We start from the raw sequence: 22,523 nt of genomic DNA on the forward strand, positions 1-22,523 counted from the left end.
CCGGAGGCCGAAAGGGGAGTCGCGGTCGGCGTTGTCAGTGGGGCGGTCCACAATGGTCCGCGTCAGACTCAGGCAGACTCACAGGCCGGTCCCCTGACCGATCGACCCGCCCGCCGGTCGGCCCGGCATCCGGGCGGCCGGCAATTCCGGTCGCCCGGGCAGTGTTGACCGACCCGAGCCTGTTGATCCCACATCGGCAGTAGACGCAGCAGAAGGAGCCGCAGCCGCGATGGCCCGCCGCAGCACGAAGACCCCGCCGCCGGACGACTTCGAGGAGAGGATCCTCGACATCGACGTCGTCGACGAGATGCAGGGTTCCTTCCTCGAGTACGCGTATTCGGTCATCTACTCCCGCGCCCTGCCGGACGCCCGCGACGGTCTCAAGCCCGTGCACCGCCGCATCCTCTACCAGATGAACGAGATGGGCCTGCGGCCCGAGCGCTCGTACGTCAAGTGCGCCCGGGTCGTCGGCGAGGTGATGGGCAAGCTCCACCCGCACGGCGACGCGTCCATCTACGACGCGCTGGTGCGCATGGCCCAGCCGTTCTCGATGCGGCTGCCCCTGGTGGACGGCCACGGCAACTTCGGTTCGCTGGGCAATGACGACCCGCCCGCCGCGATGCGGTACACCGAATGCCGGATGGCGTCGGCGACGTCCCTGATGACGGAGTCCATCGAAGAGGACACCGTCGATTTCGCACCGAACTACGACGGCCAGGAGCGGGAGCCGGTCGCCCTCCCCGCCGCGTACCCGAACCTCCTGGTCAACGGCACGTCCGGCATCGCGGTCGGGATGGCGACGAACATGCCGCCGCACAACCTCGGGGAGGTGATCGCGGCCGCCCGCCATCTGATCAAGCATCCGAACGCCGACCTCGACACCCTGATGCGCTTCGTGCCGGGCCCCGACCTGCCCACCGGCGGCCGGATCGTCGGCCTGGGCGGTGTCCGGGACGCGTACGAAAAGGGCCGCGGCACCTTCAAGATCCGCGCCACGGTCACGGTGGAGACCGTCACCGCCCGCCGCAAGGGGCTGGTGGTCACCGAACTCCCCTTCACCGTCGGCCCCGAGAAGGTCATCTCCAAGATCAAGGACCTGGTCGGCTCGAAGAAGCTGCAGGGCATCGCGGACGTCAAGGACCTCACCGACCGCGAGCACGGCCTCCGACTCGTCATCGAGATCAAGAACGGTTTCAACCCCGAGGCCGTCCTGGAGCAGCTCTACAAGCTCACGCCGATGGAGGAGTCCTTCGGCATCAACAACGTCGCGCTGGTGGACGGTCAGCCGCTGACGCTGGGCCTCAAGGAGCTGCTGGAGGTCTACGTCGACCACCGCTTCAACGTGGTGCGCCGGCGCAGCGAGTTCCGGCGCAGCAAGCGGCGCGACCGGCTGCACCTCGTCGAGGGCCTGTTGACGGCCCTGGTGGACATCGACGAGGTCATCCGCCTCATCCGCTCCAGCGAGAACAGCGCGCAGGCCAAGGAGCGGCTGATCGAGCGTTTCTCGCTGAGCGACATCCAGACGCAGTACATCCTCGACACCCCGCTCCGCCGGCTGACCAAGTTCGACCGCATCGAGCTGGAGTCGGAGCGCGACCGTCTGAAGGAGGAGATCGAGAAGCTGACGCAGATCCTGGACTCGGACGCGGAGCTGCGCAAGCTGGTCTCCGGCGAACTGGCCGCGGTCGCGAAGAAGTACGGCACGGACCGCCGGACGGTCCTGCTGGAGTCGGTCGGCACCACGGTCGGCGCGGTGCCGCTGGAGGTCTCCGACGACCCGTGCCGGGTGCTGCTGTCCTCGACGGGCCTGCTGGCGCGTACGGTCACCGGCGAGGTGCCGTACGACGCCGAGGCGAAGCGGGTCAAGCACGACGCGATCGTCTCGGCCGTGCCCGCCACGACCCGCGGCGAGGTCGGCGCGGTGACGTCCACCGGGCGGCTGCTGCGCATCTCCGTGATCGACCTGCCGCAGCTCCCGGACACCGCGGCGGCGCCCAACCTCTCCGGTGGCGCGCAGCTCTCGGAGTTCCTCACGCTCGAGGACGGCGAGGGGCTGATCTGTCTGACCACCCTGGACGAATCCTCACCCGGCCTGGCACTCGGCACGGAACAGGGTGTGGTCAAGCGGGTGGTGCCCGACTATCCCTCCCACAAGGAGGAGTTGGAGGTCATCACTCTCAGGGACGGCGACCGTATCGTCGGGGCGGCGGAGCTGCGTACCGGTGAGGAGGATCTGGTCTTCATCACCAGCGAGGCGCAGTTGCTGCGCTACCAGGCGTCGCAGGTGCGGCCGCAGGGGCGGCCCGCCGGCGGCATGACGGGCGTCAAGCTGAGCGAGGGCGCGAAGGTGATCGCGTTCGGCGTGGTCGACCCGGCCGCCGACGCCATGGTGTTCACGGTCGCCGGCTCGCACGGCACCCTGGACGACTCGGTGGCCACGGCCAAGCTCACACCGTTCGACCAGTATCCGCGCAAGGGCCGGGCGACCGGTGGGGTGCGCTGCCAGCGGTTCCTGAAGGGCGAGGACTGCCTGACCATGGCCTGGGCCGGGACGGCACCGGTACGGGCCGCGGACGCCAAGGGCGTGCCGGTGGATCTGCCGGAGGTGGATCCGCGCCGGGACGGCTCCGGGGTGCCACTGCTCAAGCCGATCGCGTCGCTGGCGGGTCCCGTGTAGGGGTTGGCCGTCGGCGGGTTCGTCGGCGGGTTCGTCAACGGATGGTGCCGGCCGGTCCTTCGGGGCCGGCCGGTGCTGCTCGGGGGCGGGAGCCGGGAAGCGGGCGCTGGGTGCGAAGCCTGGTCCGGGGCGGTGGAAGTGCGGTGCTGCAGGCTGCTCACCGGTGGCCGCTGGCTCTTGAACCCTGGCTGCTGGCTGCTGGCTGCTGGCTGCTGGCTGCTGGCTGCTGGCTGCTGGCTGCTGGCTGCTGGCTGCTGGCTGCTGGCTGCTGGCTGCTGGCTGCGCATGTTGTGCGGGCTGCCAGGCGGGGGCTTGCGGTCACTCCTCGCGGGCGGCCACGTAGCGCAGGACACCCCACATGCTGTGCTCGGAGGTCTCCTGCGAACCGGCGTCTCGGCACGCCGCCAGCTCCTTGTGCAGCGCCGCCGTGTCGGTCCCGCTGCCGATCAGGACGAGTTGAGTGCTGCGTTCCTCGTCCCGTCCCCAGGGCGAGGGGTAGAAGCGCAGGAAGTCACCGACGGCGTGCACGGCGAACTTCTGCCGGCTGCCCGGGACGTCGAAGTGGACAAAACCCTTGATCCGGTAGAGGCCGGCGGGACGGCTGTCGAGGAACTCCATGAGCCGGCGCGGATGCATCGGCTCCGACGAGGTGAACTCCACGCTCTGGTAGGCGGCGTGGAGGTGGGCGCAGGGCTCCCCCGGGCCGTGGTCATGGCCGTGGTGCGCATCGGATGAGTGGTCGGTGCCGGTGGTGGCCGCTGCTCCGGTCTCCCGGAGCAGATCCTCGAACGACAACTGCCTCACCGCCGCATCGAGGTCCTCGCCCTCGCCACGGTCGAAGAACAGCTCCGGGTCGATCTGCCCGTACGCCGTGCAGACCACGGGCCGGCCCGGTGCGAGATCCGCGAGCGTGTCCATGAGCTCCTGGCGCGCCGTACCGGCGATCCGGTCGGCCTTGTTGAGCACCACCAGATCCGCGATACCCACATGCCGGTCCAGCTCGGGATGCCGGGTACGGGTGGCCGTGAACTCGGCGGCGTCGACGACCTCGATCAGCCCGCCGTAGACGATCCGGTCGTTGTCGCTGGCGAGGATCATCCGGATGAGTTCCTCGGGCTCGGCCAGACCGCTGGCCTCGATGACGATCACGTCGATCCGGGCGGCGGGGCGCGCCAGCCGCTCCAGGTAGGTGTCGAGTTCGCTGGTGTCGACGGCGCAGCACAGACAGCCGTTGCCGAGGGAGACCATCGAGTCCACCTGCCCGGCAACCGTCATGGCATCGATCTCGATGCTGCCGAAGTCGTTGACGACGGCCCCGATGCGAGTACCGGCGCGCGCACGGAGCAGGTGGTTGAGGAGGGTGGTCTTACCCGAGCCGAGGAACCCCGCCAGCACGACGACCGGGATCTGTTGCATGGCCAAGGGGGCGCCTCCATGAAGCGGGTGGCGGGCCGCACGGACAGGCGGCGGATGAGCACCCGATCGTAACGGACCCCCGCTGACGCGCCCCCGCCTCGCCTGTCGGCGGCCGACGGTCTCCGGCGCAGCCGCGCGCTGCGACCGACCGGAGTCCGCCCGGCCTACGATGGCCCACTCCCCTCCACCGTCCCTCGCCCTTACCGGCCTCCCCCTACCGGCCTCCCCCTTACGGTCCCTCGCTTACGGTCCCTCGCTGCGTACGGCTGCTAGCGGGGCGCTCCGAACGGCAGCGGCTGCGGCGGCGGGGGGCCGACGTACCGGGCGGCCGGCCGGATGATCTTCGGGTCCTCGGCCTGCTCCAGGATGTTGGCGCTCCATCCGACGATGCGGGCCGCGCAGAAGGTGGGCGTGAACATCTCGCGCGGCAGTCCGCAGAGTTCCATGACGACGCCGGCGTAGAACTCCACGTTCGTGTGCAGCTCACGCCCCGGCTTGAGTTCCGCCAGGAGGGACTCGATCCGTGCCTCCACCTGGACTGCGAACTCCACACGTGGGCCGCCGAACTGCTCGGCGAGGGCGCGCAGCATCCGCGATCGCGGGTCCTCGGTGCGGTAGACGGCGTGCCCGAACCCCATGATCCGCTCGCCGCGCAGGACCCGGTCGCGGATCCAGGAGTCGATGCGGTCCGGCGTGCCGATGGCATCGAGCGTGTCGAGGGCACGGCTGGGAGCGCCGCCGTGCAGGGGGCCGGAGAGCGCGCCGACCGCCCCGACCAGGCAGGCCGCGAGGTCGGCACCGGTGGAGGCGATGACGCGAGCGGTGAAGGTCGAGGGGTTGAAGCCGTGGTCGACCGTGGAGATCAGGTACGCCTCGATGGCCCGGACGCGCTGTGGCTCGGGATCCTGGCCGGTGAGCATGTAGAGGTAATTGGCGGCGTACGTCAGGTCCGGCCGCGGTTCCACCGGCTCCTGTCCCTGGCCGAGCCGGTGCAGCGCAGTGAGCATCGTCGGTACGGCGGCGCAGGCGGCCAGTGCATCGGCACGCCGGTGGTCGATGTCGATGTCGTACAGCGGGCGAAAGCCTGCCGTCGCCCCCAGCAGCGAGAGCGCCGTACGCAGTCCGGCGAGCGGGCCGGACACCGCACCGGCCCGGGCGACATCGGGCAGGGCGTCGCGTACTGCGGCGGGCAGTGTGCGCAGCTCCGCGGTCCGCGCCGTAAAGGCGGCGAGCTGCTCGGCATCCGGCAGCTCGCCGTGGAGCATCAGGTACCACACGTCCTCGAAGGTGCGGGCCGTGGCCAGCTCGACGGCGGAGTACTGGCGGTAGTGGTAAAAGCCCTCCCGACCTCGGACATCACCCAGTTCGGTTTCGGTGACGATGACCCCCGCGAGACCACGGGGCGCGTTGACCGGTGTGTTCGTCTCGGTGACCGTCATTGCGGAGCTCCTCGCTCTTCCTCCCCCAAATATTGATTCGACTGTCCACTCTGGATTCAATCATTGTCAATATTGATTGAATCAATATGAATCTGCTCGATACGGTGAACCCATGGCGGATCAAGACAGGTCTCATGACTCGGCTGGGCAGCGATTGAGCACCGGGGAGGCAGCAGACCGGCTCGGCGTGAAGCCGGAGACGGTGTACGCCTACGTGAGTCGCGGCCAGCTCACCAGCCACCGCAGCCCCGGAGGCCGCGGCAGCACCTTCGACGCGAAGGAGGTCGAGGCACTCGCGCGACGCGGAAGCCGGCGCGAACCGTCCACCGCTGCCAGCGAGTTGGCGGTACGCACCGGCATCACCCTGATCGACCGCGCCCACTGCTACTTCCGCGGCGTCGACACCGCGGAACTCGCCGCTCGCTACGACTACGAGGAAGTCGCCGAGTGGCTGTGGACCGGCGAACTGCACCGGGGTATGCGCTTCACCGCACCGCCCGACGTGCTCTCCGCCGCCTGCCGCGCCGTCCAGGCGCTGCCGGAGCACAGCGGCCCCATGGACCGGCTACGGCTCGCCGTGGTTGCCGCGGCGGCCGCCGACCCGCTTCGCTTCGACCTGTCCGAGGAGGCCGTTCTCGACACCGCCCGCGCTCTGATCCCCACCCTCGTCGGGGCCCTTCCGGCGCAGACACCCGATCCACCGCGCACGGAGGCGCTCGCATCGCGGCTGTGGTCGCGGCTGACCCCGTCGCCGACCGACGCGGCATCGCTCCACGCGCTCAATGCAGCACTGGTCCTGCTCATCGACCACGATCTCGCTGCCTCGACTCTCGCGGTCCGGGTCGCGGCCTCAGCGCGGGCACACCCCTACGCGATTCTGTCGGCCGGATTCGGGGCGTTGGACGGCCCGCTGCACGGCGCGGCCAGCGGACTCGCCCACCGCATGCTGGTGGAAGTGCTGGAACGAGGCAGCGCGGCAGCCGTCGTCGCCGACCACCTGAGGGCGGGGCGCCACATTCCAGGTCTCGGCCATCCCCTCTACCCGGGGGAAGACCCGCGGGCCCGTGCGCTCTTCGGACTGCTGGAAGACGTTCCGCAGGCGCAGTCGGCGCTGCAGGCCGCACGCGAAGTGATCACGACCACCGCGCGGCAGACCGAACTGCACGCCAACGTCGACCTGGCGCTCGCGGTACTGACCGTTTCGGCAGGGATGCCGGTCGAAGCAGGCGAGACGGTTTTCGCCGTCGCCCGAACGGCCGGCTGGATCGCGCACGCACTGGAGGAGTACGGAGAACCCCCACTGCGCATGCGGCCAAGCGGGCAGTACAACGGCCCCCGGCCGCCACAACCACTACCTTGACGGCGAGTGGCGCCGACGCCCGAAGCGCCTCGGCGACAACTCAGGTTAGGCTTGCCTTCGTGAGCACTTGCGCTACCACCTCCCGTGAATCGACCGAACCCGTCGCCGGGACCGCAGCCACCGCCCGCACCTGGCTGCTCATCGAGCAGACCGGCCCGTGGGGGGCCAACGCGCTGACAGACAGCCACCTCGATCCGCACATCGGCCGCGCCCTCGATGCCGCGGCAGCGGACACGGGGGTACGTATCGCCCTGATCCGCCGCCCCGGACGGCACGCCGACTGCCACGGCGCGGCGGGGCACCGGGTGTTCGTCGCGCACACCGCGCCGGGTCGGTCCTGGATCCGCACCACGACCGTCAGCGATCCGCGAACCATCCTCGAACTCGACTTCACCGCCCTGGGCACCGGGGAACACGGCGACCTCTGGGATGCGTACACCGGAGAACCCTTGGTCCTGGTCTGCACCAACGGCAAGCGGGACCGCTGCTGCGCGCTGCTCGGCCGACCGCTGGCCGCCGAGCTCGCCGCCAGCGGGGCCGAAGCCTGGGAGGTCACCCACATCGGGGGCCACCGCTTCTCCCCCACCCTCTTCGTCCTCCCGTACGGCTACGCCTACGGACGGGCCTCGGCCCATCTCGTCAAGGACGCGGTGGAGGCGGCGCGCGACGGCCGGGTCACCTTCGACCACTGCCGTGGCCGCTCCACGTGGGAGCGGCCGGCGCAAGCGGCCGACCTCGCGGTCCGGGAGCTGATCCGGGAGACGCGGGCGGACGCACTCGACGTCGTACGGACCGACTCGGTGCGGCCCGAACTTGTGCGGTCCGATGACCGCGCGCCCGCGGGCGGGACGGTTCCCAGGATCGGTCCGGCCTGGTCTGTTTTTGTCGCGCACACCGACGGCCGCTCGTGGCGCGTCGCGGTCGAGCAACGGGCCGACGGTGCTCCGGCGCCCGCCAGCTGTGGTGCGCCGCTCGGTCCACCGGCGCGCATGGCGGTCACCTCCATCACGCCCACCTCGGACATCACCGCCTCCGCGCGGACCCCTTGGACCGCCTCGCTCGCCCTTCCGGTCGCCTGACACCGGGGGCCCACCCCGCTCACCTTCTGGCGCACGACGCTGGCAGCGGCACGCCACTGCCGGCGGAGCGCCGGCGCCGCGTTTCCCATCACGCATCAGCAGGCCCACGGGCCACCCCTAGGGTCAGTGCCAGCCCAAGACCGGCCATCACCGGCACACCGGCGTCCGAAGCGGCGACCGAGCCGCGAACACCCCCCATTGCCGCGCCCCGAACCCTGCCGCGCCCAGCCCACATCGACCACACGAGCGCTCCCCTCCGCACATCCCGCACGCCCGACCCACCCAGCCTCAAACCTGCTGCGGCTGCCGGACACCACGAACCGTCCACGTTTCACTTTGCGAGGCTAAGCGCACACAGTCCGCAACCGACAGGCCTGTGGATAACTCCCGCAGCACCGGCAGGGCAGCTCGTCGTCGAGTGCGTGTGCCCTGCCTGGGCACATCGATCCTGACGCTCAGGTGATGACCGATCCCGTCGCCATCGTGGACACGGTGAGCGGGGCGAGCCCATCCGCCGCCGGCTGCGCGGGGCTCCTCGTGGCCCGGGCCGGTCCGAGGGGCAGACCAGCCGCGAGCCCCGCCGGGTACCGCCCTCCGGAAACGGTATCCACAACATCCCGGCACTCTCCGTATCCGGTCCAGCAGGGATTACCCGGTCGGCCCGGTCCGCCCTTACTGTTCGTACGTATGGGCGAGAAGGGCGAGTCGGTCTCGCGCCCGAGCACCGCGGGGTCCTCGGGCCAAGCATCACGTTCCGAAACTGCCGCAGGGCTGCCGAGCAGTACGGACCGACGCGAGGGCACCCCATCGGATGCACGCGCCCGCACAGCCGAACCACGGACCGGCACCAGACTGCGCCTGGGTTGGCCGCGCCGTGTCTTCTCCCAGGTGCTGATGGTGCAGCTGGCCATCGCGACGGGAGTCGCCGCGCTCGCGACCGGCCTGTTCCTCGCCCCGCTCAGCGCCGAACTCGATGATCAGGCGATGCACCGTGCGCTCGCCATCGCCCAGACCACGGCAGTCGAACCGCACCTCGACGACGCCCTGAAGTCCTCCCGTCCGACGCGGCACGGACCGGTCCAGAAAGAGGCCGAGCGGATACGTGACGCCACCGGCGCCGAGTATGTGGTGATCATGGACAACCGAGGTGTGCGCTGGTCCCACACCGACCCCGATGAAATCGGGCGCCACGTCTCCACCGACCCGAGCGTCGCGCTGTCGGGCAAGGAGGTCATGCAGATCGATGAGGGCACGCTCGGCCGTTCCGCCCGCGGCAAAGTCCCGCTGCGCGACGAGGACGGCAAGGTGATCGGAGCCGTGTCGGTCGGCATCGCGTACGAGAGCGTGCGAGGACGGCTGCTTTCCACCGTGCCCGAGCTGCTCGTGTACGCGGCCGGATCCATCGCCGTGGGCGCCCTTGCCGCCTATCTGGTCGCTCGCCGGCTGCAGCGCCGCACCCACGACCTGGCCTTCTCCGACATCTCCGCACTGCTCACGGAGCGTGAGGCGATGCTGCACGGCATCCGTGAGGGGTTCGTTGCCCTGGACAAGCGCGGTCGGATCCGCTTGATGAACGACGAGGCGCAGCGTCTCCTCGACCTGTGCCCCGAGGACACCGGACGCCCCCTGGACGAGGCCCTGCCACCGGGACGCACGACGGACGTTCTGGCCGGCCGGGTATCCGGCGCGGATCTACTCGCCGTCAGCGGGCACCGCGTCCTGGTGGCCAATCGCATGCCCACCGACGACGGAGGCGCCGTAGTCACCTTGCGTGACCGGACCGAACTGGAACGGCTGGGCCGTGAACTGGACGGCACCCGCGGGCTGATCGACGCCCTGCGCGCGCAGGACCACGAGCACGCCAACCGGCTGCACACGCTCCTCGGCCTGCTCGAACTGGGGCTGCACGAGGAAGCCGTGGAGTTCGTGACCCAGGCCGTCGGCGTGCACCGGGCAACGGCGGAACAGGTCACCGAACGCATCCACGATCCGCTGCTGGCCGCCCTCCTGGTCGGCAAGGCCACCGTCGCCACCGAGCGCGGCGCGTCGTTGAGCCTCTCCCCCCAGACGGACCTGCCCGACCGCTTGGTCGACCCGCACTGCCTCGTGACCGTTCTCGGCAACCTTGTCGACAACGCTCTGGATGCCACGGTGGGCAAACGCGACGCGCGCGTGGAAGTGGAGCTCCGCGCCGACGGCCGGACGGCCGTCGTCCAGGTCTGCGACAACGGTCCCGGTGTGCCCGAGGGACGTCGGGCGGAAATCTTCACCGAGGGCTGGACGACCAAGGAAGCCCCGTCCCACGGCGGGCGCGGTATCGGCCTGGCCCTCGTACGCCGCCTCGCCGAGCGCTACGGCGGCAGCGTCACGGTCGGCGACCGCGACGGCGGCGGTGCGGTGTTCACGGTGACGGTCCCCGACGCGCTGGCCGAAGAAATCGGCGCGTCGACGCGAGAGCCGTCGGGTCGTGTGGGCCACACCGACGCCGCTGTCACCGGGAGGCGCGACCACGCCCGCGGCACCCATCACGCCGACAGGGCAGCCGGCGCCGCCGAGGCCCCGGATGTCCCAGGAGGCGGGCGGTGATCGACGTACTGGTCGTGGACGACGATGTGCGAGTGGCGGAGATCAACGCCGCGTATGTCGCCAAGGTCGCCGGATTCCGTGTCAGCTGCATCGCCCACACCGCGGCCGAAGCCTTGACCGCCCTCGAGACGCACCCCGTTGATCTGATCCTCCTGGACCACTACCTGCCCGACGAAACGGGACTCCACATGGTGGGTGATCTGCGGCGGCGCGGTCTGCTCACCGACGTCATCATGGTGACGGCCGCCCGGGACATCGCCACCGTGCAGGCCGCAATGCGCCATGGCGCATTGCAGTACCTCGTCAAGCCCTTCACCTTCGCGGGCCTGCGCTCCAAGCTGGAGGGCTACGCGGCCCTGCACCGTACCTTCGAGGGCGGCGGCCAGGCCGAGCAGTCCGAAGTCGACAGGATCTTCGGTGCGTTGGGGGGTGCCGGAGCGGTTCCGGCCGAACTGCCCAAGGGTCACTCCACGGCGACCGCCGACCGGGTGCGCTCGGTGCTGCGCTCGGCAGAGGCTCCACTCTCCGCGCAGGAGGTCGCTGTCCAGGCGGGGCTGAGCCGGCAGACGGCCCAGCGGTACCTCAAGCTCCTCGAACGCACCGGCCGGGTCCGTCTGACCCTCAGATACGGCGAGACCGGGCGCCCCGAGCACCGTTACGAGTGGGCCTAGGAGCCCAGTCCGGTCAGCAGGCGTCGCGGGGCGCGCCCCCCGGTGGCCGCGGCTCCCCTCCGGACGACAGGCGTGAAGAAAGCCGCCGCCCTGTCGAGGAAGGCCGCGCAGGTGGCGGCTTTCTCATCGCCGTGGACCTCGCTGTAGGCCAGGCGGCTGTGGTCGTCGACGGCGGAGCGGACGTAGTCGAAGCCCATGCTGCTGCGCCTGTCCCGGCCGGCTCGGCGGCCCAGCACCTCGTGTCCGCCGCCCTCGGGGATCCGGCCGAGTTTCTTGACGTCGACGTGGACCAGTTCACCGGGTCGGTCGCGCTCGTAGCGGCGGATGCCCTGGCCGGTAGGCCGGTCCAGGAAGGCCAGGCGGTTCAGGCCGTGCCGGACCAGAATGCGGTGCACGGTCGAGGCGGGCAGGTCCAGGATCGGACCGAGGCGGGCGGGGCCGAGTTTGCGGTCCTGGCGCAGTCGGCAGACCCGGGCTTCCACCGCTGTCGCGGTCCGGTGCGGTGTCCGTAGGGGCCTGCTGGAGCGATCGTGCAGACCGGCCTCGCCCTCCGATCGCCAACGGCGGACCCACTTGTGGGCTGTCGGGCGCGAGATGCCCATCTCTGCCGCGACATGTGCGATGGGACGGCCTGCACCGACACGTTCGACCAGCAGCCGCCTGCCATGAACCGTCAGCCGGGCATTACGGTGAGACACGAAGACCTCCGTTGTGCGGTGAAGCCTAGACACCTCCACCACACCGGAGGTCTTCGTCATTGATCAAGACCCGCGACTGTTAACAACGCTCGTGATCAATACACCTAGGCGGCCCCGGCACCCGTGAGCGACCGGACCTCCGTCTCCGCGTGCCGGGCTTTGTCGGCGGGCTCCGGGGAGAGCACGGTTCCGAGCCACCCCATGAGGAAGCCCAGCGGGATCGACACGACGCCGGGGTTCTCCAGTGGGAAGTACGCGAAGTCCACTCCGGGGAAGAGCGACTCCGGGGTTCCTGAGACCACCGGCGAGAGGACGACCAGGGTGACCGCCGGGAGCAGGCCGCCGTAGACCGACCACACAGCCCCACGCGTGGTGAAGCGACGCCAGAAGAGGGTGTAGAGCAGCACCGGAAGGTTGGCCGACGCGGCGACCGCGAACGCCAGGCCCACCAGGAAGGCGACGTTCAGGTCCTGAGCGAGCAGCGCCAGGCCGATGGCTACGGCGCCGACCGCCGCCGCTGCGGCCCGAGCCACCGCCACCTCACTGCGCTGCTCGTCCTGTGCCGTGCCGCGGGTGCGTCGTAGCGAGGCGTAGAGGTCGTGGGCGACGGAAGCGGACGAGGCGAGGGTGATGCCGGCGACCACGGCCAGGATCGTGGCGAAGGCGACCGCGGCCACGACGGCAAAGAGAACCGTTCCTCCGGTCGAACCGGCGCCGCCGCCCAGCTCCAGGGCGAGCAGCGGAACCGCGGTGTTGCCGGCCTTGTTGGATGCCCGGACGGCGTCGCTGCCGAGCACCGCGGCGGCGCCGAAGCCCAGCACGATGGTCATCAGGTAGAAGCCGCCGATCAGGCCGATGGACCAGACGACGGAGCGGCGGGCCGACCGCGCCGTGGGCACGGTGTAGAAGCGGGCCAGGATGTGCGGCAGCCCGGCGGTGCCCAGGACGAGTGCCAGGCCGAGGCTGATGAAGTCGAGGCGCGAGGTCCAGTCACTGCCGTACTTGAGCCCCGGTGCGAGGAACTCGCTTCCGTGGCCGCTGTGTTCGGCGGCCGTGTTGAGCAGGCCGTTGAGATCTCCGTGGAACCGGGCCACCACCAGGACGGTCAGGGCAACCGCACCTCCCATGAGGAGCACCGCTTTGACGATCTGGATCCACGTGGTCGCCCGCATGCCGCCCAGGGCGACGTAGACCACCATCAGCGCGCCGACCCCGACGACCATCCAGGTGCGTGCCTGCTCGCCCGCGCCGCCGACGAGCAGCGCCACCAGGCTGCCGGCGCCGACCATCTGGGCCACCAGGTAGAGGACGGAGACGGTGACGGAGGCCGCGCCCGCCGCGATCCGGACCGGCCTCTCCCGCATTCGGGCGGCGACGACGTCGGCAAGGGTGAACCTGCCGCAGTTGCGGACCAGTTCGGCGACCAGGAACAGGACGACCAGCCAGGCGACGAAGAAGCCGACGCAGTAGAGCAGGCCGTCGTAACCGAAGAGGGCGATCACGCCGGAGATGCCGAGGAAGGACGCGGCGGACATGTAGTCGCCCGCGATGGCGAAACCGTTCTCCATCGGCGAGAAGAGCCGGCCGCCCGCATAGAACTCCTCGGCCGAACCGCGCCTGCGGCGGCCCGCCCAGGTGGTGATCGCCAGGGTGACGGCGATGAACGCGCTGAACAGGAGCAGCGCCAGGGTCTGGTGGTCGCCGGTCAACGGACGTTCCCTCCGGTCAGTTCCTGGGTCTCCCAGCGGATGTCGAGTGCCGCGCGGTCCCGGCGCAGCCGCGCGTGCCGCGCGTAGGCCCAGGTGAGCACGAAGGTCGTGGCGAACTGTCCGAGTCCGGCGAGCATGGCGACGTTGAGTGCGCCGGCGACGGGGCGTGCCATCAGACCCGGTGCGGTGGTGGCCGCGATCACGTAGGCGAGGTACCAGGCCAGGAAGACGGCCGTGGCCGGTACGACGAAGCGCCGGTAGCGGCTGCGCACTTCCTGGAAGGCGGCGCTGCGCTGGACCGTCAGGTACACCTCGTCGTGCGCCGCGGGCCGCGGTTGCGGAACGGTCGCGGATGTCGGGGTGCGGTCCGGCCCGCCCCGTTCGTCCGTCGGGTCACCCTCCCAGTCGCCCCACCCGGGGGCGAGTGCCTCGTACCAGGGGTCGTCGTCGAGCCGAACGTCGCCCGTTTCACCGGCCGTTCGGCCATCCTGCTTGTCCACCGAACACTCCTTGTTGCACCGGCCCGTTGACCGTGTGCACCAAGGATGGACAGAAAGGAAGATCCGGGACTCTTCATTCCGAAAGCTTCACCGGATCAGGTGGGTTGTCCGGGCGGCTGTGCGAGTCCGTGCCGGTATGCGTAGTGGATCGCCTGGGCTCGGTCCCGCAGCCCCGCCTTGGCGAAGATGTTGTTGATGTGGGTCTTCACGGTGGCGGTGGAGACGTGGAGGGTGCGGGCGATTTCCGGGTTGGAGCGCCCGCCGGCAACCAGGCGCAGCACTTCCGTCTCGCGGGCGGTCAGCCCGTTGGGGGGCTCGTCCGGGGGCTGCGGCAGGGCGCGCGCGGGCTCGGCGAAGCGCTCCAGGAGGCGGCGCTGGATCTTCGGTGACAGCCCTGCCTCACCGGAGAGCACGTCGTCGATCGCGCGGACGATCTCGTCGCCGTCCGCGTCCTTCGTCAGGTAGCCGCGGGCTCCGGCCCGGAGTGCGGGGAAGAGCGAGTCGTCGTCGGCGTAGGTGGTGAGCACCACCACCTGGGTACCAGGGTGGTCCGTGCGGATGCGGTGGGTCGCCTCGACGCCGTCGCAGCGCGGCATCCGCAGGTCCATCAGGACGACGTCGGGGGCGAGTTCGGCGACCATGCGGACCGCCTCCTCGCCGTCCGCGGCGGATCCCACGACCTCGACACCCGGCAGTAGCCCCAGCAGCATCACGATTCCCTCGCGCACCACGGTCTGATCGTCGGCGACCACGACGCGTGCCGTCATACGGGCACCCTCAACCGCACCACGAAGCCCTCCTCATCGGGGCCGGACTCCAGCGTTCCGCCGAGGAGTTCGGCGCGCTCCCGCATCCCCAGCAGACCGTACCCGGACCCGCTCCGCGCCAGCTCGGCGGGCGTGCCGTCACCACCCGAGTCGCGCACCTCGAGGCCCACGCCGCCGTCCGCGTACTCCAGCCGTACGCTCACCCGGGCGCCCGGCGCGTGCTTGCGTGCGTTCGTCAGCGCCTCCTGGGCCACCCGACGAACCGCGAGGCCCGCCTCGGCCGACATGGTGCGCCGTTCGCCCGCGACGTCCAGCCGCGCGCCCTCAGCGGCCGTCAGGCGGCGCAGGAAGTCCTCGACGGGGATCATGTCCCCGCGGAGGGCGGAAAGCGCCTCACGTGTCCCGTCAAGCCCTTCGCGGGCCATTCCACGGCAGGCGACCACCCGCTCCAGGATCTGATCTCGGTCGGCCTCGAGGTCGGGGCTGCGCTGGATCAACTGCCGCGCCGCCTCCAGGTGCACCAGCTGGGCGCTGAGGCTGTGGGCGAGGACATCGTGGATCTCGCGGGCGATCCGTCCGCGTTCGGCGAGGGCCGCCGATTCGGCTTCGGCCGAGCGGGCCGCGCGTTCCTGGGCCAGCAGCCGTTGGGAGTTGCCGCGCGCCTCCGCGTCCAGCCGTACGACGTATCCGGCCAGCGCCAGGCCCGCGGTGGTCGCGGCGGTGGACCACCAGTTGCCGGTGTTCACCACGGCGAACGCACCGAGGGCGACGGCGGAGCACGGCACGGCGACGCTCAGCGGCAGCCGTTCCATCGCCAGGATGGCGCAGGCGCACCACAGCACGATCGCCGGTGTCCGCGCCCCGGCGAGCTCGAAGGCGAGGGCTGCGCCCTCCAGCAGGAAGAACAGCCCGATGGACGGCAGCAGGCGGCGGGCCAGCGTCATCCGGAAGAAGCTGCGGAACGCCAGCAGGGCGCCGGCCATCCCGGCGGCCGCCGCCACCAGCCCCCAGCCGCTGAAGTTCCGCCCCGAGAGGGTGGTCCATACCAGTCCCACCACCACCAGGGCACGGACCGCCCGGCCGATCCACAGCCGGGTCCCACCGATGCCCTCACGGGCCAGCGACTCCCGCAGGGGCCAGCTCGTCCAGGAGTTCAGCGGCACATGCGGTCCTTGATCGGTGTGTGATCGGTGTGTGGCGGTCGGGGGGCGCGCGACGGGGTCAGCCGGCGACAGGGACACGGTACGTCCGCTGCGCGGCCTGGGCCCGCCAGGCGATGACGCCGGTCCGGGACAGCAGCATCGCGGCCACCGACAGGGTGAGTGCCGGGCTGCCCTGGTGGACGCCCATGAGCGAGCCGGCCCCCAGGAGCGCGACACGTACCGCCATGCCGCACAACCACACACCCGCCGTCGCCCAACCTCCCTTGGTCCACACACCACCGTCCGCGTCCGTCCACATACGAGTGGTCCAGGCCCAGGCGGCTCCGCTCACCAGCGCGAGCAGGATTCCCACACCGAGCAGCGCGACGGAGGCCGTGCGGTGGGCGGGATCCACCAGGCCGGGCTCCCGGCACGCCACGACCGTCAGGACGACGGGGATCAGCCACCACTTCCCGCCCTCCGACGTGACGCGCCGGGCGGTGAACTGCCGCACGAGTACGAGCACGACAACCGCGGTGATCGCGACGATGGTGAGCAAGCCGCTCATGGCCTGGGCCTCCGTGGGACGGGGAGTTTCGACGCTCCCGACGCTACGGAGAGGGCCCGGCCGGCCGGATCGGAGCAGGGGTGGGCCGCGGGTGGAAAACGTGTCGGGCGTCTCTCCACCCGGGGGTGGAGAGACGCCCGACGGGAGGCCGCGGTCGGATCAGGTGTCGATGCGCGAGCGGTCCAGCGTGGAGGCGGAGTTGGTGATGAACTCCTTACGGGGGGCGACCTCGTTGCCCATCAGGAGATCGAAGGCCTTCTCGGCCGCTTCGAGGTCGCTGATGTTGATCCGCCGCAGAGTCCGGTGGCGCGGGTCCATGGTGGTCTCGGCGAGCTGGTCCGCGTCCATCTCACCCAGGCCCTTGTAGCGCTGGATGCTGTCCTTGTAGCGGACGTTCTTGCGCTGGAGCTCGAGCAGCGTCTGGCGCAGCTCGTTGTCCGAGTAGGTGTAGATGTACTTGTCCTGGCCCTTCTTGGGGCTGACGAGTTCGACGCGGTGCAGCGGCGGTACGGCGGAGAAGACCCGGCCCTGTTCGACCATCGGCCGCATGTAGCGCTGGAAGAGAGTCAGCAGCAGGCAGCGGATGTGGGCGCCGTCGACGTCGGCGTCGGCGAGGAAGATGACCTTGCCGTAGCGGGCGGCGTCGATGTCGAAGGTGCGGCCGGATCCGGCCCCTATGACCTGGATGATGGCGCCGCACTCGGCGTTCTTGAGCATGTCCGAGACCGATGACTTCTGGACATTGAGGATCTTGCCGCGAATCGGCAGCAGCGCCTGGAACTCGGAGTTGCGGGCCAGCTTCGCGGTGCCGAGTGCCGAGTCGCCCTCGACGATGAAGAGTTCGCTGCGGTCGACGTCGTCGCTGCGGCAGTCGGCGAGCTTGGCCGGCAGGGAAGAGGACTCCAGGGCCGTCTTCCGCCGCTGGGCCTCCTTGTGCTGGCGGGCGGCGATGCGGGTGCGGGCCGCGGCGACGACCTTGTCCAGGACGGAACGGGCCTGCTGCTTGGCGTCCCGCTTGGTGGAGGTCAGGAATGCCTTGAGCTCGCGGCTGACCACCTGCGCCACGATCCGAGAGGCGGCGGAGGTACCGAGCACCTCCTTGGTCTGCCCCTCGAACTGCGGCTCGGCGAGCCGTACCGTCACCACCGCGGTGAGGCCCTCCATGGCGTCGTCCTTGACGACGTCGTCCTCGGCTACCCGCAGCAGCTTCTGGCCGCGCAGGACCTCGTTGACGGTCTTGGCGATCGCACGCTCGAAGCCGGAGACGTGGGTGCCGCCCTTGGGCGTGGCGATGATGTTGACGAACGACCTGACGGTCGAGTCGTAGCCGGTGCCCCAGCGCAGTGCGATGTCGACGCCCAGTTCGCGGGTGACTTCGGTGGGTGTCATGTGCCCGCGGTCGTCCAGGACGGGGACGGTCTCCTTGAAGCTGCCCTGGCCGGTGAGGCGCAGGACGTCGCAGACGGCCTTGTCCTGGGCGAGGTACTCGCAGAACTCGCTGATGCCGCCGTCGTAGCGGAAGGTCTCCTCGGTCTTGCCGGCGCCGTCGATGCCGCGCTCGTCGCGGACGACGAGGGTCAGGCCGGGCACCAGGAAGGCCGTCTGGCGGGCGCGGGCGTGCAGCGTCTCCAGGGAGAGCTTGGCGTCCTTGAGGAAGATCTGCCGGTCGGCCCAGTAGCGGACCCGGGTGCCGGTCTTCGCCTTGGCGACGCGCTTGCCCTTGATCAGGCCGTTGCCCGGGTCGAAGGGGGCGTCGGGGCCAAATTCGGTGAAGACCCCGGGGACCCCTCGGCGGAAGCTGATGGAGTGCGTCTTGCTGTTGCGGTCGACCTCGACGTCGAGTCGTGCGGAGAGGGCGTTGACGACGGAGGCACCGACGCCGTGCAGGCCACCGGAGGCCGCGTAGGAGCCGCCTCCGAACTTTCCACCGGCATGGAGCTTGGTCATCACGACCTCGACGCCGCTGAGCCCGGTCTTGGGCTCGACGTCGACGGGGATCCCTCGGCCGTTGTCTCGGACCTCCACCGACCCGTCGTCGTGGAGGATCACCTCGATGTGGTCGCAGTAGCCGCCCAGCGCCTCGTCGACGGAGTTGTCGATGATTTCCCACAGGCAGTGCAGCAGGCCGCGACTGTCCGTCGAGCCGATGTACATGCCAGGGCGCTTGCGGACGGCCTCCAGACCCTCGAGGACGAGCAGATGCCGCGCGGTGTAGTTGGATCCGTCCCGGTCTGCCCCGGTCAGCACGGCGGTGGACGGCACGGACATCTCGGCGGTCACGCGGTTCGCTCCTCGCTGAATTTCTGGCAGTCCGCATTCCGCGGACTCGGTTGTGGCGGTGTCACCGGTGAGAGGGTACCGAGGCCTGGTAGAGCCGATGTGACGCCACCCGTAACCACGTCCATGGTAGTCCGATTTCGCTCACATGTTCGATCCCTCGATAGTATGACGTCCCAGTGACGTGCACATCACGTTCCCTTCCAGGCATGAACCATTTAGGCTCCGGGCACGTCCTCATCAACGACCGGCAATCCAGCCGGGAGGGCTGACAACGACAACCAATGTGAATCAGACCACCAAGCAATACGGCTCATTCGCCGCCACCCGGCAGCACCCGGCCCCCTCGAAGAAGTTTTTTCGAGGAAAAGGCACAAGCGGGAACGTTTTCGGCCTGGTTGGATGTTGACCCTGGTACGACAGCTCGTCGAGCTAGAGAAGAGGCGACGTGACTACTGTTCTGACACCCGCGAGCCCGCTGACGGCCGCTGACCGCTGCGACCGCTGCGGCGCCCAGGCATACCTGCGCGTCGTCCTGATGTCCGGCGGCGAACTGCTCTTCTGCGCCCACCACGGTCGCAAGTTCGAGCCAGAACTCAAGAAGATCGCCGCGGAAATACAGGACGAGACGGAGCGGCTGACCGCCCCTCCGGCGTCCGCGTCCGACGAGGAACGCTGACACTTCGCATCCCCGACGAGCGAGTAGCGGCTGAGGCCGTGCGGCGGGCGGTCCCCCGGCACCACCGGGGAGGCCGCCCGCACTCGTACGCTCGGCCGCTTCCTTCCATCCCCGACCCCACTCAACCCGCCCCGTGCCCGGACACCGCCGGGAGCAGGGCGGAAGCACGCGTATAGACGCCGGGGCTGCCGGCCTTGCCGCATCCGGTCCCCCACGACACCAACCCCACCAGGCGCCCGTGCACCACCAGCGGCCCACCACTGTCCCCCTGGCAGGCGTCCCGCCCGCCCCCCGGCTCCCCCGCGCACAGCATGGAAACGGGCTTGTACGTTCCGTCGGCGTTGCCGGGGTACGCCTTCGCGCAGACCGCGTCCTGGAGCACATTCACCTCGGCCGACCTCAGCCGGGAGGCGTAGCTGCCCTCACCGGTCATGTCCCCCCAGCCGTAGACCGTAGCCGCGTTGCCCGCCTGGTAGGCGTCGTCGTCTTGGCTCGCTATGGGAATCGGGCGGTTCCTGACCGGCTTGGCCAGCGTGAGGACGGCCATGTCGCCCTCGTTCGTCCAGCTGTCGTAGGCCGGGTTCACCCATATCTTGGCGGGCTTGATCTCCTGGCCGCCGTGGCGAGCGAGGTTGTCACGTCCGACGACGATCCGCAGATCGCTCACCTGCTGCCAGGGCACACCCAGCACTTCTCTGCTCAGGCAGTGCGCAGCAGTCACCACCGTCGAGCTGCCGACGAGGACGCCACCGCAGAACTGCCCGGAGCGCGCGGCACCGAACCGCGTGTGGGAGGCGAGTGCGACCGCCCATGGACTCTGTGAGACGCCCACCGGCGAGCCGCCGACCACCGACCCGTCCGCTGTCGCGGCTGTCGGTGCGGCGAAGACCAGTGCGAGGGCTCCGAGAACGGCGTGGGACGGACGCATACGGACTCCTGACTCTGGGGACAGTGGTCGCCCACCCAGAGTGACCCAAACGGATGCCCCCCGCACCCGGACGGCGGCGAGCCCGGCCCCTCCACAAAGGAGGTACCGGGCTCGCAGGAGGGTCCGTGGCCGTTCGGCTAGTCGAGGTAGTCGCGCAGCACCTGGGACCGCGACGGGTGACGCAGCTTGGACATGGTCTTCGACTCGATCTGGCGGATCCGCTCGCGGGTGACGCCGTAGACCTTGCCGATCTCGTCCAGTGTCTTGGGCTGGCCGTCGGTGAGGCCGAAACGCATCGAGACCACGCCGGCCTCGCGCTCGGAGAGGGTGTCCAGCACCGAGTGCAGCTGCTCCTGCAGGAGCGTGAAGCTGACGGCGTCGGCCGGGACGACCGCCTCGGAGTCCTCGATGAGGTCACCGAACTCGCTGTCGCCGTCCTCGCCCAGCGGGGTGTGCAGCGAAATCGGCTCGCGACCGTACTTCTGGACCTCGATGACCTTCTCGGGGGTCATGTCGAGTTCCTTGGCCAGCTCCTCCGGGGTGGGCTCGCGGCCCAGGTCCTGGAGCATCTGGCGCTGGACGCGCGCGAGCTTGTTGATGACCTCGACCATGTGGACGGGGATGCGGATGGTGCGGGCCTGGTCGGCCATGGCGCGGGTGATGGCCTGGCGGATCCACCAAGTCGCGTAGGTCGAGAACTTGTAGCCCTTGGTGTAGTCGAACTTCTCGACCGCGCGGATCAGACCGAGGTTGCCCTCCTGGATCAGGTCCAGGAAGAGCATGCCGCGGCCGGTGTACCGCTTGGCCAGGGAGACGACCAGACGGAGGTTGGCCTCCAGGAGGTGGTTCTTCGCCCGGCGGCCGTCCTCGGCGATGATCTCCAGCTCACGCTTGAGCTTCGGTGCGAGCTTGTCGGCGTTCGCCAGCTTGTCCTCGGCGAACAGACCCGCCTCGATGCGCTTGGCGAGCTCGACCTCCTGCTCGGCGTTGAGCAGCGGGACCTTGCCGATCTGCTTGAGGTAGTCCTTGACCGGGTCGGCGGTGGCGCCGGCAGCGGCGACCTGCTGCGCGGGCGCGTCGTCCTCGTCGTCGTCGGACAGGACGAAGCCGGCGCTCTCGGTGCCTTCGGGGACATCGGCGGCGGCCTCGCCCTTGCCGGCCGCCGGGGTCTCCTCGGTGGCCTCGTCGTCGAGCAGCTCGTCGACGTCCTTCTTGGCCGCGGTCTTCTTGGCGGTGGTCTTCTTGGCGACCGTCTTCTTGGCGACCGTCTTCTTGGCTGCGGCCTTCTTTGCCGCTGCCTTCTTGGCAGGCGCGGGGTCGGTCTCACCGGACGGATCCGCCATCGGGGCGGCGGACGCGGCGGTGGCCTTCTTCACCGTGGCGGTCTTGGCCGCGACGGTCTTGGTGGCGGTGCGCTTTGCCGGACTCTTCGCTGCGACGCTCTTGCGGGTGCGCTTGGGCGCCTCTGCGGCACTGACCATCAGCGTCACACCCTCCTCGTCGAGGATCTGGTTGAGGCTGCGCAGAACGTTCTTCCACTGGGTTGGCGGAATCTGGTCAGCCTCGAAGGCCCGACGCACGTCATCGCCGGCGATCTGCCCATCAGCCTTTCCCCGCTCGATGAGCGCCATCACAGACTCTGACTCGGCGATCTCCGGCGGGAGCGTACGGGATGTGCTGGCCGACACGAACAACCTCTCGGAACGATGGAAACGGCTTCCGACCCCGTCCTGTGTGGATCGGAGCCGACGACCGCCGGTGGGGATGAACCGACGGCGCGCGGGCAACCGGGGAGTTGAACAGCGTCACGAACGCCGTCCGCATTCCTTCCTCGGCTATCACCTCTTAAGTCATCGCGCTTCCCCGAAGAGCGTTACGCCCAATCTGCGTGGCCCGAGTCACACCCCATAACGACCCATTCCCAGTCATATGACATGCAATCCTCCTAAGGCGCATCGTCGGATCCGGGCGACGCTCCCGGATCCGACGATCTCGCGCGCCTCGACACGTCCGGCGCACCCGACCGA

The 22,523-nt window shown here is 69.9% G+C and carries 16 protein-coding genes and 1 pseudogene; 6 read left to right on the forward strand and 11 right to left on the reverse strand.

Annotated features, from left to right (window positions below; all coding sequences use genetic code 11):
• Positions 1-229 precede the first annotated feature (229 nt).
• Positions 230-2,677: a DNA topoisomerase (ATP-hydrolyzing) subunit A gene (locus ACGFML_RS33645; protein ID WP_393549445.1), complete on the forward strand. Its 2,448-nt coding sequence runs from the start codon at positions 230-232 to the stop codon at positions 2,675-2,677.
• A gap of 318 nt (positions 2,678-2,995) precedes the next feature.
• Here ACGFML_RS33645 and ACGFML_RS33650 read toward each other — a convergent pair whose 3' ends face one another.
• A complete protein-coding gene (locus ACGFML_RS33650; protein ID WP_393549446.1) occupies positions 2,996-4,099 on the reverse strand; it encodes a CobW family GTP-binding protein in 1,104 nt (367 codons plus the stop codon).
• A 263-nt stretch (positions 4,100-4,362) separates the two neighbouring features.
• Entirely contained in the window at positions 4,363-5,532 is a 1,170-nt protein-coding gene (locus ACGFML_RS33655; RefSeq protein ID WP_393549447.1) for a citrate synthase/methylcitrate synthase, read from the reverse strand.
• Between the two features lie 112 nt (positions 5,533-5,644).
• Here ACGFML_RS33655 and ACGFML_RS33660 point away from each other — a divergent pair, with 112 nt between their 5' ends.
• The 4 genes from ACGFML_RS33660 (at position 5,645) to ACGFML_RS33675 (ending at position 11,228) form a co-directional block, all read left to right on the forward strand.
• Positions 5,645-6,892, forward strand: a complete 1,248-nt coding sequence (locus ACGFML_RS33660; RefSeq protein WP_393549448.1) for a citrate/2-methylcitrate synthase — start codon at positions 5,645-5,647, stop codon at positions 6,890-6,892.
• A 59-nt stretch (positions 6,893-6,951) separates the two neighbouring features.
• On the forward strand, positions 6,952-7,971 hold the full coding sequence (locus ACGFML_RS33665) for a sucrase ferredoxin (RefSeq protein ID WP_393549449.1): 1,020 nt from the start codon (positions 6,952-6,954) through the stop codon (positions 7,969-7,971).
• Between the two features lie 894 nt (positions 7,972-8,865).
• Entirely contained in the window at positions 8,866-10,557 is a 1,692-nt protein-coding gene (locus ACGFML_RS33670; RefSeq protein WP_393549526.1) for an ATP-binding protein, read from the forward strand.
• Positions 10,554-11,228: a response regulator gene (locus ACGFML_RS33675; RefSeq protein WP_393549450.1), complete on the forward strand. Its 675-nt coding sequence runs from the start codon at positions 10,554-10,556 to the stop codon at positions 11,226-11,228. Before ACGFML_RS33670 ends, ACGFML_RS33675 begins: the two co-directional genes overlap by 4 nt.
• Here the strand turns inward: ACGFML_RS33675 and ACGFML_RS33680 are convergent.
• From ACGFML_RS33680 to ACGFML_RS33710, 7 genes and pseudogenes are all read right to left on the reverse strand, one after another.
• A pseudogene (locus ACGFML_RS33680) lies at positions 11,228-11,926 on the reverse strand (leucine zipper domain-containing protein); the annotation flags it as partial. The gene ACGFML_RS33675 and the pseudogene ACGFML_RS33680 sit on opposite strands and share 1 nt — an antisense overlap.
• Before the next feature lie 104 nt (positions 11,927-12,030).
• Positions 12,031-13,635 carry a cation acetate symporter gene (locus ACGFML_RS33685; RefSeq protein WP_393549451.1) on the reverse strand — a complete coding sequence of 535 codons (1,605 nt, stop codon included), beginning with the start codon at positions 13,633-13,635 and terminating at the stop codon, positions 12,031-12,033.
• On the reverse strand, positions 13,632-14,135 hold the full coding sequence (locus ACGFML_RS33690; RefSeq protein ID WP_393549452.1) for a DUF485 domain-containing protein: 504 nt from the start codon (positions 14,133-14,135) through the stop codon (positions 13,632-13,634). The genes ACGFML_RS33685 and ACGFML_RS33690 overlap by 4 nt, the downstream gene beginning before the upstream one ends.
• 95 nt (positions 14,136-14,230) lie before the next feature.
• Positions 14,231-14,902, reverse strand: coding sequence for a response regulator (locus ACGFML_RS33695; protein WP_393549453.1), 672 nt, complete (start codon positions 14,900-14,902; stop codon positions 14,231-14,233).
• Positions 14,899-16,065, reverse strand: coding sequence for a sensor histidine kinase (locus ACGFML_RS33700; protein WP_393549454.1), 1,167 nt, complete (start codon positions 16,063-16,065; stop codon positions 14,899-14,901). Before ACGFML_RS33700 ends, ACGFML_RS33695 begins: the two co-directional genes overlap by 4 nt.
• 58 nt (positions 16,066-16,123) lie before the next feature.
• Positions 16,124-16,612 (reverse strand): DUF1453 domain-containing protein, encoded by a 489-nt coding sequence (locus tag ACGFML_RS33705; RefSeq protein WP_393549455.1) that lies wholly within the window; start codon positions 16,610-16,612, stop codon positions 16,124-16,126.
• Between the two features lie 159 nt (positions 16,613-16,771).
• On the reverse strand, positions 16,772-18,892 hold the full coding sequence (locus ACGFML_RS33710; protein WP_393549456.1) for a type IIA DNA topoisomerase subunit B: 2,121 nt from the start codon (positions 18,890-18,892) through the stop codon (positions 16,772-16,774).
• 445 nt (positions 18,893-19,337) lie between these two features.
• Here ACGFML_RS33710 and ACGFML_RS33715 point away from each other — a divergent pair, with 445 nt between their 5' ends.
• The gene (locus ACGFML_RS33715; protein WP_033267354.1) at positions 19,338-19,568 is read left to right on the forward strand and encodes a hypothetical protein; all 231 of its coding nucleotides are present in this window, start codon (positions 19,338-19,340) and stop codon (positions 19,566-19,568) included.
• A 121-nt stretch (positions 19,569-19,689) separates the two neighbouring features.
• On the opposite strand, the gene ACGFML_RS33720 is transcribed toward ACGFML_RS33715, so the two are convergent.
• On the reverse strand, positions 19,690-20,496 hold the full coding sequence (locus ACGFML_RS33720) for a S1 family peptidase (protein WP_393549457.1): 807 nt from the start codon (positions 20,494-20,496) through the stop codon (positions 19,690-19,692).
• A 137-nt stretch (positions 20,497-20,633) separates the two neighbouring features.
• Positions 20,634-22,190: an RNA polymerase sigma factor gene (locus tag ACGFML_RS33725; RefSeq protein WP_393549458.1), complete on the reverse strand. Its 1,557-nt coding sequence runs from the start codon at positions 22,188-22,190 to the stop codon at positions 20,634-20,636.
• Positions 22,191-22,523: the final 333 nt, after the last annotated feature.

Origin of the sequence: Streptomyces sp. NPDC048650 (genome assembly GCF_043199095.1) — a bacterium.
Lineage (GTDB): Bacteria > Actinomycetota > Actinomycetes > Streptomycetales > Streptomycetaceae > Streptomyces.